Below are 14206 nucleotides of genomic sequence, written 5' to 3'. Positions count from 1 at the left end.
TTTCATAGTAATAATCCTTCTTTACGAGCCTCCCGGTAAACGCCCCCCCGTGAGGTCTTGTATTTTTGATAGGAAACGGGTAAAGGTGATATAGCCAACCCGTAGCGCAATAGAAGTTGGACTTCAATATCTATGATTTTACGTATCTCGGCATAGGTGTTCACCTGCTCGTCGTTAAGCAGGATCATCAGGTCAATGTCCGATTCGTCGTCGTAGTCGCCACGGGCATATGAGCCGTAGAGAACCACATCGCCCAGACGGTCGCCGTAAAGTGCCTGCAAAGCCGCTTTGAACTCCCGAACAATGGGTTCGATGGACGGATTAATGCGCGTTTTCATAGCGAAAAGTAAGTCTTTCGGCGTTTTCTTCCTAATTTCCGGCTTTTGCTCATTCTCTCACTTCATTCATAAATGCATCGTCTCTCCGCTTTGCTCGCACTGTTATTCAGTGCATCTGTTATTGCCCAGTCTGTTCCGCAAAAACCTGCACCCCTCACCGTCGAAACCATCATGCAGGACCCAAAAAACTGGGTCGGCACATCACCTTCTAACCCCTTCTGGTCTGACGATTCGAAAACCCTTTATTTCAACTGGAATCCCGACCGTGCCCTGGGTGACTCGCTTTACAAAGTAACCTTTACGAGCACAACTCCCCGGTCCGGACGCGCCAAATCGCTGGCGGCATCGCAGCCGGTGAAAGTGAGCCCAACGGAACGCCGGGCGCTGCCTACGCCCCCGGTGTCGGCCTTTAACCTGGCCTATTCACAACGGGTGTTTGACCGACAGGGCGATTTGTTTTTGCTCGATTTAAAATCCGGCTCAGTACGGCAGTTGACCAACACCGTCGAAACCGAAACGGACCCGGTTTTCTCGGGCGATCAGAAGCAGGTGATTTTCAGAAGAAGTGGTTCGAATTTGTTCAGCATGTACCTAAAAACTGGTGAACTCACTCAACTTACCGATTTCAAAGCAGGCACAAAAAAGGCGGAAGCCAAGCTTACGGATGAAGAGAAAGTCCTTAAACAGGACCAGCTTCGCCTGTCGTCCGTATTGAAAGAGCGTAAGAAGAAGAAAGACGAAGCCGAGCGAATCAGCAAGGCCGACCAGCCCAAACGCCCTAAAGAAATCTATCTGGACGATAAAACCCTTGTCAACCCAACCCTCAGCCCCGACGGTCGTTTCATTACCTACCGACTTATAAAGCGGCCCACCAATGCCAAAACGGCACAGGTACCCAACTACATAACCGAATCCGGTTATACCGAAGAAATTTCAGCCCGAACCAAAGTGGGTGCGCCCGTAGCCAGTCAGGAGTTTATGGTGTATGACATTGCTAAAGACACCGTTCGGACAGTTTCAGTGAAGGATATTCCGGGCATTACGGATAAGCCCGCTTACCTGCAATCGGCGAAAACGACAAAGGCCGATACTGCCAAAAAAGTACGTCCGGTAGCCATCAGCAGCCCCATATGGTCGGAAGATGGTAAATTCTGTGTGGTCGTCGTTCGATCGCTCGATAACAAAGACCGTTGGATTATGCGGCTCCAGCCCGAAACCTTGAAGCTTTCCCTGCTCGACCGCCAGCATGAAGATACCTGGATTGGCGGGCCGGGAATTGGTTCGCAAAACGCGCCGGGCAGCATGGGCTTTCTGGGCGATAACCAAACGCTCTGGTTTCAGTCGGAGGCCGATGGCTACTCGCACCTGTATACCGTCAATGTGCTGACCGGCGAGAAAAAACAACTCACCTCCGGCAAATTCGAGGTGCAGCAGGTACAGTTGTCGAGAGATAAAAAATACTTTTACCTGCAAACGAATGAAGTCCATCCCGGCGAGCAGCATTTCTATCGAATGTCAATAACCGGTGGAGAACGTACCCGCCTGACGAACATGACCGGGGCTAACGATGTGACGCTCTCCCCCGATGAAACCCGGATGGCGATTCGGTACTCGTCCAGCAATCAGCCCTGGGAGTTGTATGTAATGGAGATCAATCAGCCCGCTGCCACGGCTATTAAACTGACGAACTCTCCGACCGAAGCCTTCAAAGCCTACCCCTGGCGGGAGCCCTCTCTGGTAACCATCCCCGCCCGCGACGGGCAGTCGATTTACGCCCGCTTGTACAAACCCACTACCCCTAATGGCAAGTCGGTGGTTTTTGTGCACGGTGCCGGGTATTTGCAGAACGCCCACAAATGGTGGAGTCAGTATTTTCGGGAGTACATGTTCCATAACCTGCTGGTCGACAAAGGGTACACTGTCCTCGACATCGACTACCGGGCCAGTGCGGGTTACGGCCGCGACTGGCGCACGGGTATTTACCGGTTTATGGGCGGCAAGGATTTGGAAGATCATGTCGACGCGGCTAAATGGCTGGTTCAGACTCAGGGCGTTGATGCGAAACGGATTGGCATTTATGGGGGCTCTTATGGTGGCTTCATCACCCTGATGGCCATGTTTACCACGCCCGATGTGTTCAAAGCCGGGGCCGCACTTCGGCCCGTAACCGACTGGGCAGCCTATAACCATCCTTACACCGCCAACATCCTGAACGAACCCCAAACCGATTCATTGGCCTACCGGCGCTCCTCGCCCATCAACTTTGCCGAAGGCTTAAAGGGCCATTTGCTCATCTGTCATGGCATGGTCGATGTAAACGTTCATTTTCAGGACGCCGTCCGGTTGGCGCAGCGGCTCATTGAACTAAAAAAGGAGAACTGGGAACTGGCTCCCTACCCGGTCGAAGACCACGGCTTTGTGGAACCCACCAGTTGGATGGATGAATACAAGCGGATAATGAAGCTATTTGACGAGCGGCTGTGAGTTAAAGTGGCTAGGTTATTACACAGAGATGCACGGAGGTAAAGGAGGTACACAGAGATTTTTTATATCTCCCTTACCTCCGTGCATCTCTGTGTAATAACCTACTTTACTCCACGACAACCCGCAACACCGATTGGCGTTTATCCGCGTTTACTTTCAGCAGGTAGTTACCGCTCATGACACCTGTCAGCGGCCATTCGGCCTGTTTCTTACCCGTAAACGCTGGTAGCTGCCCCATCATGACAGCCCGACCCGAAGCATCCAGTAGTTGAATCGTTACGGCCGAACGTTCAAGCTGTTCGATTTCCAACCGTAACCGATCTACAACAGGGTTTGGCAGCACCCGAACGGCCAGCGAAGAAACGGGTTCGGATAAGGCCGTCAGGATAAAGTTTATAGGATCGGATGGGGCTGATGAACAGCCATTTGTGGTCACAATTGCATAATACTGTCCACTTTGGAAGGGTATCAAGGTTGAACCGGTTGCGTCGGGAACGGGTTTTGCCGGATCATTTCCCAACCGTATGAACCACTGTACACCGGCCGACTGATCGGCCACCAGTGTACTGCTGCCGGTCATGGAAATGGTGGGTTTAACGGGTATGGTAAACTGAGCTTTCAGTGGCACAAAAAGGGTCGTTGATGAGCATCGGTTGCTGTCAACCACACTCACCGTGTAGGTTCCGGCAACCAGTCCCGTTTGAGTAGCCACAAAAGGCCTGAGCGTATCCCGCCGTTCCGTTGCCCAGTAATACGTGAATGGTTTGGTGCCGCCCGCCACCTGAACGGCAGCTTCTCCATCGTTACCTCCGGCACAGGTTACATCTTTGAGTCGGCCAACAGACAGCGTGAGCGCATTGCCATTAGTCACAACGGCCGCAGTTGTGTCTGTACAACCAGCTTCATCGACTACCCTAAGCCGATATGTATTCGGCCGTAAGCCCGTAAGGGTGCTGGCCGACTGATAAGGCTGGCCAATGATCTGGTACTGCCGGGCCGTACCGATGCCGCCCGCCGTGCTCAATCGAAAACCACCCGTTGCGCACACACAGCAGGTTGCGGCAATAGGCACCACCTGGATTTTCAGGGGATCCGCTTTGCCCACCGTAACAGAAGCAAGGCTGGTACAACCGTTTGCATCCACACCAACAATCGTGTAGTCGCCCACGCCAATACCCGTAAAGACCGGGCTACTCTGAAGCGCACTTCCTGTGCTAATCTGATACTTTACCGCCCCGGTACCGCCCGTCGGCGTAATTCGAATGGCCCCGCTGTTTGGCCCCTGACAGCTCACCGGAACGGCCGTAAGGGTCAACTGCAAAGGAGTGGGTTGCCCGACAATTACCGTTTGTTTACCTTCACAACTAAACCCGTCCACCACTGTAACTTCGTACGAACTGGCGGCCAGACCCGTAAACTGAGAGCCTGTCTGCAACGGCCCGGTGCCAATTCGATACTGGTAATTTCCCGCCCCGCCTGTAGCCGAAACCAGTACAATCCCATCGGCAGAACCAGGGCAGCGGGTTGACGTCGATGTCAGTTTTATCGTAAACGATGCTGGTGGACTAATCACCACATCCCGGAAGAGCACACAGTTGTTCTTATCGGCAACGATAAGTGAGTAGGTTGTGTCGGCCCTGAGGTTAATAAACGTACCGCTCACCTGGGGCGCACTTCCGTTGAGCAAAAATCGGTAATCACCTACTCCACCCGATGCAAAAGCGGTAAAACTGCCATCCGCTCTGCCCAGACAACTCGGCGAAATAGTGCTCGTTGTAGCGGACAAAGCCGGGGGCTGTTTCACCTCTACCGTTCCCTGCACCTGGCAGCCCAGCGCATCTTTTACGGCAACGGTATAGATACCTGCTGCCAGATTCCCGAACGTACTGTTTACCGACTGGAAGGGCTGGCCATTAAACTGATATTGCAGTACCCCCGTGCCGCCACTGGCATTAATGGCTACCTGGCCATCCTTGCCGCCATTACAAAGGACAGATAAAGAAGCAACCGGACTTATTTTGATTGGCGGATAAACCTGAACGGTGGCGGTAGCGGTCGTTGTCGTTGCTGCCGGGCTGGTTTCTGCACAAATGGCTGTGTAAGAAGCCGTTTGGACAGGTGCTACAACAATGCTACTTCCTGTAGCGGTAGTTGACCATTGCACAACCCCACCCGTTGGGCAACCGGCCGCGGTAAGTGTTGTACTGGCTCCCGAGCAAACCGTTGCCGAACTCACCGATATAGTTAGTACCGTTGGTGCCTGAGTAGGCGTTGTTTCAGTAGCCCATGCTGATAGGGTCAGCTCGCTGAACAAACCCAGGCAGATCAGGCCGGTTAGTAAAAAGCGAAAGTAGTACTGGCAACGTATCCGTAAACGAACATCCATAGGGTCTAATTTTAGCGAAACCAATATACGGGTTGAACGTCAAATACTCATTCTACAAAGATGGTCAGATGAAGGTATTATTTTTTATACGTATAGATGGATGTAAAAAGCCGCTCAGCTTAAACCGAGCGGCTCTAAAACTCAATACCTGTTTGCTTAGTAAAAAAGGCCCCAGTCATCGGGGGCGTCGTTATCTTTATCGAATCCATTCACCCACTCAACAAACAACAGCCGGAACTGCTCGATCTCATCACGCAGTACATTCAGATAAGCGGTTTGAGCCAGTTTTTCGGCTTTGCAGTAAGACGTCTGGGCCAGAAGTTCACGAGCGTGCATTTTAATGATTACGGCATTTTCCATCCGTAACGTGTACAAGTCGCCCCCTTCTGCACCAACGATTTTTGGCGCCAGCATCATGGCATTCGCCAGCATCTGCTCATGCATCATCAATACATCTTCTTCCTTATTGATGGTCTCAACAATGGCTTGCGTCAACTCCATCAATTCATTTGCCTTTCGCAGAATAGGCAAATTTTTGATACGCCGGTTCTCGGCTTCCATCTCGGCGCGAGTTTCTTCGGGGTCGTAGTCCTCATCGAAGCCATCCCAGTCCATGAAGCTATCGTCGTCGTCTTCGTCGTCAAAGTTCATTGCAAAATGGGCAGAGGGAATAAAAACCTTCTGGTTTTCAAAGTAACACAATCGTTTACCAAAATCAAACCGTTCCCGGCCAAAACCTATCGGTTATCTACGATAATAATTAAATGACTGGATTCTGAATAACTGGTTAATACTTTCGCCAAAAAGTAAATTTCTAAATTATAACCAGATGACTATCAGAACGATACACATCTGTCAGAAATGTCTCCTAAAGCAGTTGGAGATGATCCGGCCAGCAGCTCATGGAAGAAGAATCTATGCGTTTACGTATGCATAAATGATATTTTAATTGTATCGAATGCTAGCATTTTCGATAAATCAGACGGGTAAGCCAAACAAAAACGTGGGCATCCTGTATATTTGTTGGGTTTATGTTCCGGAGCAAATGCTCCTGTTTTCCCACTGTATCGAATGACATATTGTTTAGGAATTAAAGTGGCCTCGGGTCTGGTTGCCATCGCCGACAGACGATTGACCTCGGGTTCTGAAGTATCATCGAATCGAAAAATTTCGGTCCATGAAGTCGAGAACCACTCGCTGTTTATTATGACATCGGGCCTGCGTTCTGTGCGCGACAAAGCGATTACGTATTTTAAAGAAGTACTTTCCGAACAGGACCGCTCCTTTAATAAATTATACAAAGCCGTCAACGCATTTGGGGAGCAGGTGAAACGGGTTGCCCTGGAGGATAAAACATCCATTGTCGCCAGTGGGTTGAACTTTAACCTAAATGCCATTGTGGGCGGCCAACTGGAAGACGATGAAGAGCATAAGCTTTTTATGCTGTATCCCGAAGGCAACTGGGTAGAGGTTGATCAGGGATCGCCATTTAAAATAATTGGCAATTCAGGATATGGCAAACCGCTGCTTTTCAGAAACTTATCTTACGAGTCGTCCATGGCCGATGCGCTGAAGATTGGTTTTCTGGCCTTCGATGCCACCCGTGTTAGTGCCAACGACGTTGACTATCCGCTCGATGTGGTGATTTACCCGAAGAACAGCTTTCACATGACCGAATATCGGCTTGAGAAAGAAGATATGGACGAAATCTCGCACCAGTGGAGCGCACTTTTAGGCAACTCGGTCCGTAAAGTACCAACCTACTGGATGGACCCTATTTTTGAGAAGGTGCGTTCCAGTAAAAATGTATGATGTACAGTGTATGATATAGTTGGCAGAGATAGCGAGCTGGCCGAAGCTGTTCATCACTGACTCTACATCCTATATCATACTTCATACATTGTACAAATTATACCTCTCAACGCATGAATCTTCACGTTCGGCATACATCCGAATACACCTACGATATTCCCGTTGCACTTAGTCCGCAAACGCTCTACCTATATCCGCGAACTTACCCTTACCAGCGACTGCTACAATACGAACTGTCAATTGACCCCCAGCCATCCCGAATCGTTCGAAATGTCGATGTGGAGGGAAATGTACAGCAGGTGGTTTATTTCAACCATCCAACTTCCCATTTGCGCGTAACGGCAGAAATGGAGTTGCAGTCAGACGAATTCAATTCGTTCGATTTTGTGCTGTTCCCATTCGAAACCCAGCGGGTTCCTTTTCAGTACCCGAAAGCGGTGGACGATTTGCTGCAACCCTATTTAAAACGGGTGGGTGTATCCGAAAAAGTAGAGAGCTGGGCGAGGCAACTGGCCGCCGATGCAGACGGACAAACAACGGCTTTCCTGATTCTGCTGAATCAGACAATCCGGCAGTTTACCTACGAGATTCGTGAGTTGGGAGCCCCTTTACCGCCCGAGCAAACCCTGACCCTGCGGAAAGGATCGTGCCGGGATTATACAACGCTGTTCATGGCCGCCTGCCGGAGTATGGGCCTGGCGGCACGCTTTGTAAGTGGCTATTTATTTGGTAATCCCCAACAGGAACACCAGCTTCATGCCTGGGTTGAGGTATATTTGCCCGGAGCTGGCTGGCGTGGTTTTGACCCCACGCAGGGTTCTCTGGTCGTTAACCGGCATATATTCCTGACGTCGACGGCCAAGCCGGAACTAGCCGCTCCGATAAGTGGTACGTTTCAGGGACATGCGAACTCCAAACTCCGCGCTGAGTTACTATTTATATAGATTGACTAATATTGATAGAACTTCCGGTACGCTTGTTAACTATTTCGTGACAACTATCGGCTATCGACTATCTTTGCATACTTATCCAAAAATTACTTACAAACCCAACACGTGACATTAATTAAGTCTATTTCCGGGATTAGAGGAACGATTGGGGGGCGCAGCGGAAACGGACTGACGCCCCTGGATGTAGTCAAGTTTACGGCTGCATTTGGCCAATGGCTTCGGCAACGTAATCCAGACCGGCTAACGGTAGTTATTGGCCGGGATGGCCGGTTGTCGGGTGAGATGGTATCAAAACTGGTAGCAGCCACGTTGCAGGGACTCGGGCTGAACGTCATTGACCTTGGGCTATCTACCACCCCAACGGTTGAAATGGCCGTACCGGGCGAAAACGCATCGGGTGGGATTATTTTGACCGCCAGCCACAACCCTATTCAGTGGAACGCGCTTAAACTCCTCAACGAAGCGGGTGAGTTTATTTCGGCACAGGACGGCGCTGAGGTGCTCGATATTGCAGAAAGCGAATCATTCGACTTTGCCGAAGTTCGAAAATTAGGCAAATACCATGCCGATGACACCTGGCTTCAAAAACACATCGACCAGATTCTGGCGCTGCCGCTGGTTAATCGGGACGCCATTGCAGCCCGAAACTTCCGGCTTGTGGTAGATGCCGTCAACTCTACCGGCGGGATAGCGGTACCCAGGCTGCTGGAAGCACTCGGCGTTGAACAGATTACAAAAATACACTGCGAACCAACCGGAAATTTTGCCCATAATCCAGAACCTCTACCCGAAAATCTACGCGACATTATTAAAGAGATGGAAAAGGGCAACGCCGATCTTGGCATTGTCGTTGATCCTGACGTTGACCGGCTGGCGCTCATTTGCGAAGACGGCTCAGCCTTTGGCGAAGAGTACACCCTGGTAGCTGTTGCCGATTACGTGCTCAAAAACAGACCTGAGGGTAGTTCCGGTAACACCGTTTCCAACATGTCGAGTACCGTTGCGCTACGTGACGTAACGCGTAAATATGGCGGAGAGCATTTTGCCTCAGCCGTGGGCGAAGTGAACGTAGTGGAAATGATGCGGGATAAAGGAGCACTTATTGGTGGTGAAGGGAACGGAGGTATCATTTACCCCGAACTACACCACGGGCGCGATGCCTTGGTCGGTATTGCCCTTTTCCTGACCCATTTGGCCAAATCCGGGAAATCAGCGTCTATGCTTCGCCGGACATACCCCAACTATTACATCTCCAAAAATAAAATAGAACTAACTCCCGACATTGATGTAGACGCGGTTTTGGAACGGATTCAAACCAAATACGCCCGGAACCCAATCAACACCATCGATGGCGTTAAAATTGAGTTCGATAAGGAGTGGGTTCATCTGCGTAAGTCAAATACCGAACCGATCATCCGAATTTATTCTGAATCAGATACGCTGGCCACAGCCGACCATCTGGCGGGAAAAATCATCAGTGACATCCGGGAAGTACTGGCCGAAAAACGTTAACTCAGTCATGATTCATCAAAAAGGGCTGACGCAGTTTGCGTCAGCCCTTTTTGATGTATTAACCGGCTACCTATCGATTCAACGATGTGGTGTTCAGGTCGTCATCATAATCCGTGTCTGTCCGGTTTGTTGTAACCACCTGATCTGTCGTTCTTGGTGCGTCGATGTTTTCAACTTCGACATCCGTACTACGAACAGTGTCCCGAATGGTTTCTACCCGTTCGTTGACTTCTTTCCCAATCGTAATTTCTTCAACGACGTTGGCCGTCTTCGACACCACCGGGATTTCGCTATGTTCGGTCATTTCAATCTGCCCTTCCTGGAACGCGTTCAGATCGGCCTCCGTTGCCGGACGGTTGACGGGTGTCCGCTGAACCCGTACACGCTCTTCGCGTAAACGCAGGCTCTCTTCAACCGGGCGTTCGATGATACGGCTCCGTACCCGAACACCACCACGCTCCACTTCACGCTTGCCCACTTCCAGATTTTCCTGAATAACCTTGATCGTCTGATCATTATCGGTGGTCAGGTCGCGATCAGTTGTCAGGCCACGGCCTGTGGTGTCGCCATAGTTCACCCCGGTAACATCAGTGTCGAGACTAGTAGTACCCAGGGTGGTATCCGTTGTGCCAAAGCTAGTGCCGGTAGCACCCAGCGTTGTTTGAGCATCCGTGTTACCATAGCCGTACTGCGATGCGCGCTCATCTACGTCTACAGCTCCGTTGTCGTCAAGAATATCAGCAGCCTGCTCTGCTTCGTCGTCTGATTGAGCATGCACCGTCACGACTGACCCACGAGTAGCAACCCGCGTATGACGGCGGGCATTGTCGTCATCGCTACCGAATAGTGAACTAAAGAATCCGCCAACGCTCGAATCGTCGTCATCATCCAGATCGGTATTGGAATAATCTCCTGTCTGCGCCGACAGATCGATGCTGCTTCGCGAAAATCCTTTGTCTACCAACTCATCTACTGCCTTCTGGGCTTCTGTGGCGTTGTCGAATACACCAATCACTGTGTGTGCCATGTTCTTTTAGGGTTTGTTTAAACGTTGAGACTTACTCTTTAACCTATCTATAACGAAGGCTTTCTTTACAAAGCCGAACGTCCGAGTTCACTGGAAATCCGTTCTACACTGACTTCCTCCTTTCTGACCAACACCCGCTGTGGCTCGCTGGCCGTTACCAACCGTTTTGTTATGCGCACTTCTTCAACGAGCACCAGCTTTTTTTCAATGACCAACACTTCTTTCAATACAGGATACACGGTTGTGTCACCTTCGTATCGAACGGCTGGTGGCGTGTCTACGTATTCATTGACAGCAACATGTTCAACGTCAAACTCTTCGTGAGATAAGGGTAAATCAATTACTTGCTCCTCTTGCTGAACCGTTTTGATGATACGTAATTTACCCGTTTCAACAAGTTGCTTATCAATATGTACGCTCTCCTCAATGACCGGAATAACCACCATATCCTCACGATTGGCAGGCGCTTCCGGCTGTTGAGATCCCTGTCTATACGATTGACTGTTATTCGCGGTATCGTTACTCATTGTGTTCGGGTTGCAGGTAAGTTGTTCAGGCAATAACCTGTCGTTCTCACCCAGGATAATAGTATAATAGGCTCTATTGTCTATTTGTTCTATATTTTATATATTATTTATTTTATGCCTCATTCACAACTTTTTCACAGATAGTTCATATTCACGAATCAACAACTAGTATAGACGCACATTTTGCCCAGCCAAAACCCCTATCCTGTGGAATTAACTACTCATAAATTTTAGCCACAGTAACTTTCAATCTTAGGCTTAAACCGAGTAATCTCCTGATAGCCAAGGAGCTGTTAATTATAAAAATGATGTGGCACAATTTTTAGTAAGTGTGAATCATCCGACAACGATATTCAAACAAACACAATTATGAGCTTTTTGAGAGGAGTACTAACAGGACTGGCTATTGGCTATTTGACAGCGCCACGTAGCGGTAAAGAAACCCGTGACAAGCTGACCAAAAATGTCAACGATTTACAGAGCCAGTGGGAAGATGGTGTTGCCCAGGTGAAATCGCAGGTCGATAAACTGGTAGGTAACGCTGAAGTGAAAGCCAATCAATTTGCCAACAAGGCGGAGAATAAGTTCGATCAGTATAAGAACGAAGCTCAGTCGAGCTACAATAAGGAGCAGGCGAAATCCGATTATAATAATACGGTTGATGATGCGGCCGATTCGGCGAAGGCGGGCATCAACAACGTAGAAGATTCATTGAAACTATATTAAGCGACTCGCTTAGGAAAAGGCCAGATTGAAAACAGGTGGGAAGATGCTTCAGAAGCTATCTTCCCACCTGTTTTTATTTTATTGCAACGGGCAGTTCAACGTGTTCCCATTTCAGAACAATGCTTTTACCCGTTACGTCATAAACGAGTCGCTCGTTCATTTGAGCAGACTTGATGGGTTTGGCTTTTACCCGGAGCACATCCTGCGCCTGGTCGTATTTGAACGCCCCCCACTGATTGGCTACCTTATTGAAAATAACGGTCCATTCGTTTTCGCCCGGAATGGTAAAGAAGCCGTACTTGCCCGCAGGCAGGGCTTTTCCCTCTACCATAATATCTTTATCCGTTTCAAACGTTGTTGCCTCATTAGCCCCTGACCGCCAAACTTTTCCATAAGGAGCCAGTGTACTGCCAGCCTCCCAAACGGGACGGCCTTTTACAGATGGGCTCCCGTAGCTGATTGTAATGGAAGCACCGTTTATTTTGCCGCTAGCCATAGCAGGTGGGCTGGGGCGGTTGGCTTTGTCACCTTGTGCCCAGGTTACTACGCTTAGTAGTACGCCAATCAAGGTCAAGGCCACCGTCCGGTTCATGCTTGTCATTTTCATTGTTTTCGATTGATTGGTTATTAGTTAATGGTTTTCAAATAAGCTACTTGCTAGCAGTGATTAATAACGATTAACCATTCACGATTAACCAATAACCAATCACCGGCAACTAAAGTAAAGAAGAATAAGATAATAGCCAACCGGTCTTGTTAGTTACAAAGCCCCCAGTGTCTCTTTTGCTATTGTACATAAAAAATGCCCGATACAGACAGCAGTACCGGGCATTTTTAATAAATCAAATTTGCGTTTATTCCCACTCAATCGTGGCAGGGGGTTTGGAGGAAATGTCATACACGACACGATTTACCCCTTTTACCCGATTGATGATTTCGTTAGATACGTCGGCCAGGAACTCATAAGGAAGATGCGCCCAGTCGGCGGTCATGCCATCAACGCTCGTAACCGCCCGCAGTGCGACGACCCGCTCGTACGTTCGCTCATCGCCCATTACGCCTACCGATTGTACTGGCAGCAGCATGGCGCCCGCCTGCCATACTTTATCGTACAGGCCTTCACGTTTTAATCCGTCAATAAACAACGCGTCAACCTGCTGAAGAATGTCCACTTTTTCGGGTGTAATATCGCCCAGTATCCGAATCGCCAGGCCGGGACCGGGGAACGGGTGACGCCCCAGAATGGCATCGGGTAAGCCGAGCGTCCGGCCTACGGCACGCACTTCATCTTTAAACAGAGTATTGAGTGGCTCAACGACTTTCAGTTTCATGAAGTCGGGAAGGCCGCCTACGTTATGGTGTGACTTGATGGTTGCCGATGGACCTTTTACCGAAACGGATTCGATAACGTCAGGATAAATTGTACCTTGTCCGAGCCACGATACCCCTTCAATTAAGTGAGCTTCATGATCGAAGACATCTATAAATGTCCTTCCAATCGCTTTGCGTTTTTCTTCCGGATCGGTCAGTCCCAGAAGAGCGGTATAAAACTGCTCTTTTGCATCGACGCCTTTCACATTGAGGCCCAGTGTTTTATAGGAATCCAGCACACCCTGAAACTCATCTTTCCGAAGCAGACCGTTATCGACAAAAATGCAGTACAGATTTTTGCCGATCGCCTGGTGAATGAGCGTAGCCGCTACCGACGAATCGACACCGCCCGATAGCCCCAGTACGACTTTATCGTCGCCTAGTTTCTCTTTTAGCTGCGCGATTGTGGTTTCAGCAAACGACTCGGCGGTCCAATTTTGCGAACAGCCACAAATGTCGACCACAAAATTATGTAGCAGCGTTTTACCCTGGAGTGAGTGCGTCACCTCAGGGTGAAACTGTATGCCATACGTAGGCTCATCGTCGACCTGGAAAGCCGCCACATGAACGGTGTCCGTTGAGGCAATGATGCTGAAGTTTTCGGGAACGCTCGTAATGGTATCGGCATGTGACATCCATACCTGAGAGTGCTGGTCGATTCCCTTCATCAGTGGGCTTTCGCCATTGACGGTACCCAGTTTGGCCCGTCCATACTCACGAATGGAGGATGCTTTTACCTCACCACCATTGGTATGGGCCAGTAGCTGAGCGCCGTAACAAACACCAAGCAATGGCATTTTGTGCCGAAAAGCGGCCAGGTGAACCTCGGGGGCGTCGGCATCGCGAACGGATGATGGACTGCCAGAGAGGATGATACCCTTTATATCGGGCGTAATCGTTGGGAGGTGATTGTAAGGATGGATTTCGCAGTAAACATTCAGTTCGCGCACCCGGCGGGCAATGAGTTGAGTATACTGCGAACCGAAATCCAGGATCAGAATCTGTTCGGTGGCCATGAATAGGTCTCTAAAATGCAAAGTTAGGGCATTTTTGTGAAAACGCCCTACTTGCTT

Annotated in this window: 12 protein-coding genes; 5 read left to right on the top strand and 7 right to left on the bottom strand. The window is 49.7% G+C overall.

Annotated elements, in window-relative coordinates:
• Positions 1-2: 2 nt before the first annotated feature.
• Complete coding sequence (locus CRO74_RS04310) at positions 3-338, bottom strand: nucleotidyltransferase domain-containing protein (protein WP_097124769.1); 336 nt, start codon at positions 336-338, stop codon at positions 3-5.
• 72 nt (positions 339-410) lie between these two features.
• Here CRO74_RS04310 and CRO74_RS04305 point away from each other — a divergent pair, with 72 nt between their 5' ends.
• Positions 411-2822 carry a prolyl oligopeptidase family serine peptidase gene (locus CRO74_RS04305; RefSeq protein WP_097124768.1) on the top strand — a complete coding sequence of 804 codons (2412 nt, stop codon included), beginning with the start codon at positions 411-413 and terminating at the stop codon, positions 2820-2822.
• Between the two features lie 106 nt (positions 2823-2928).
• On the opposite strand, the gene CRO74_RS04300 is transcribed toward CRO74_RS04305, so the two are convergent.
• Together CRO74_RS04300 and CRO74_RS04295 are read right to left on the bottom strand one after the other, a co-directional pair.
• The gene (locus CRO74_RS04300; protein WP_097124767.1) at positions 2929-5208 is read right to left on the bottom strand and encodes a T9SS type A sorting domain-containing protein; all 2280 of its coding nucleotides are present in this window, start codon (positions 5206-5208) and stop codon (positions 2929-2931) included.
• A gap of 156 nt (positions 5209-5364) precedes the next feature.
• Positions 5365-5859, bottom strand: a complete 495-nt coding sequence (locus tag CRO74_RS04295) for a hypothetical protein (protein WP_097124765.1) — start codon at positions 5857-5859, stop codon at positions 5365-5367.
• Positions 5860-6279: 420 nt separating this feature from the next.
• Between CRO74_RS04295 and CRO74_RS04290 the strand changes: the two genes are divergently transcribed.
• The 3 genes from CRO74_RS04290 (at position 6280) to glmM (ending at position 9482) form a co-directional block, all read left to right on the top strand.
• Positions 6280-7020 (top strand): proteasome-type protease, encoded by a 741-nt coding sequence (locus CRO74_RS04290; protein ID WP_097124764.1) that lies wholly within the window; start codon positions 6280-6282, stop codon positions 7018-7020.
• 113 nt (positions 7021-7133) lie between these two features.
• A complete protein-coding gene (locus tag CRO74_RS04285; RefSeq protein ID WP_097124763.1) occupies positions 7134-7964 on the top strand; it encodes a transglutaminase family protein in 831 nt (276 codons plus the stop codon).
• Between the two features lie 111 nt (positions 7965-8075).
• Positions 8076-9482 carry a phosphoglucosamine mutase gene (gene glmM / locus CRO74_RS04280; protein ID WP_097124761.1) on the top strand — a complete coding sequence of 469 codons (1407 nt, stop codon included), beginning with the start codon at positions 8076-8078 and terminating at the stop codon, positions 9480-9482.
• A 70-nt stretch (positions 9483-9552) separates the two neighbouring features.
• On the opposite strand, the gene CRO74_RS04275 is transcribed toward glmM, so the two are convergent.
• A complete protein-coding gene (locus CRO74_RS04275; RefSeq protein WP_097124759.1) occupies positions 9553-10509 on the bottom strand; it encodes a YsnF/AvaK domain-containing protein in 957 nt (318 codons plus the stop codon).
• 65 nt (positions 10510-10574) lie between these two features.
• The gene (locus CRO74_RS04270) at positions 10575-11036 is read right to left on the bottom strand and encodes a YsnF/AvaK domain-containing protein (RefSeq protein WP_097124757.1); all 462 of its coding nucleotides are present in this window, start codon (positions 11034-11036) and stop codon (positions 10575-10577) included.
• Positions 11037-11405: 369 nt separating this feature from the next.
• Between CRO74_RS04270 and CRO74_RS04265 the strand changes: the two genes are divergently transcribed.
• Positions 11406-11762: a YtxH domain-containing protein gene (locus tag CRO74_RS04265; protein WP_097124756.1), complete on the top strand. Its 357-nt coding sequence runs from the start codon at positions 11406-11408 to the stop codon at positions 11760-11762.
• Between the two features lie 73 nt (positions 11763-11835).
• Here CRO74_RS04265 and CRO74_RS04260 read toward each other — a convergent pair whose 3' ends face one another.
• On the bottom strand, positions 11836-12369 hold the full coding sequence (locus CRO74_RS04260; RefSeq protein WP_179830116.1) for a DUF2911 domain-containing protein: 534 nt from the start codon (positions 12367-12369) through the stop codon (positions 11836-11838).
• 247 nt (positions 12370-12616) lie between these two features.
• On the bottom strand, positions 12617-14149 hold the full coding sequence (gene guaA, locus CRO74_RS04255; RefSeq protein ID WP_097124754.1) for a glutamine-hydrolyzing GMP synthase: 1533 nt from the start codon (positions 14147-14149) through the stop codon (positions 12617-12619).
• Positions 14150-14206 lie beyond the last annotated feature (57 nt).

This window comes from Spirosoma fluviale (assembly GCF_900230225.1).
Taxonomy (GTDB): Bacteria; Bacteroidota; Bacteroidia; order Cytophagales; family Spirosomataceae; genus Spirosoma; species Spirosoma fluviale.
Note: the sequence above shows the minus strand (reverse complement) of the source record. Positions and strands in the feature narration are given on the sequence as shown.

Coding starts and splice junctions, on each gene's coding strand:
- CRO74_RS04285 (WP_097124763.1), top strand. CDS start 7,134: ATGAATCTTCACGTTCGGCATACATCCGAATACACCTACGATATTCCC.
- CRO74_RS04305 (WP_097124768.1), top strand. CDS start 411: ATGCATCGTCTCTCCGCTTTGCTCGCACTGTTATTCAGTGCATCTGTT.
- guaA (WP_097124754.1), bottom strand. CDS start 14,149: ATGGCCACCGAACAGATTCTGATCCTGGATTTCGGTTCGCAGTATACT.
- CRO74_RS04295 (WP_097124765.1), bottom strand. CDS start 5,859: ATGAACTTTGACGACGAAGACGACGACGATAGCTTCATGGACTGGGAT.
- CRO74_RS04260 (WP_179830116.1), bottom strand. CDS start 12,369: ATGAAAATGACAAGCATGAACCGGACGGTGGCCTTGACCTTGATTGGC.
- CRO74_RS04310 (WP_097124769.1), bottom strand. CDS start 338: ATGAAAACGCGCATTAATCCGTCCATCGAACCCATTGTTCGGGAGTTC.
- CRO74_RS04300 (WP_097124767.1), bottom strand. CDS start 5,208: ATGGATGTTCGTTTACGGATACGTTGCCAGTACTACTTTCGCTTTTTA.
- CRO74_RS04290 (WP_097124764.1), top strand. CDS start 6,280: ATGACATATTGTTTAGGAATTAAAGTGGCCTCGGGTCTGGTTGCCATC.
- CRO74_RS04265 (WP_097124756.1), top strand. CDS start 11,406: ATGAGCTTTTTGAGAGGAGTACTAACAGGACTGGCTATTGGCTATTTG.
- CRO74_RS04275 (WP_097124759.1), bottom strand. CDS start 10,509: ATGGCACACACAGTGATTGGTGTATTCGACAACGCCACAGAAGCCCAG.
- CRO74_RS04270 (WP_097124757.1), bottom strand. CDS start 11,036: ATGAGTAACGATACCGCGAATAACAGTCAATCGTATAGACAGGGATCT.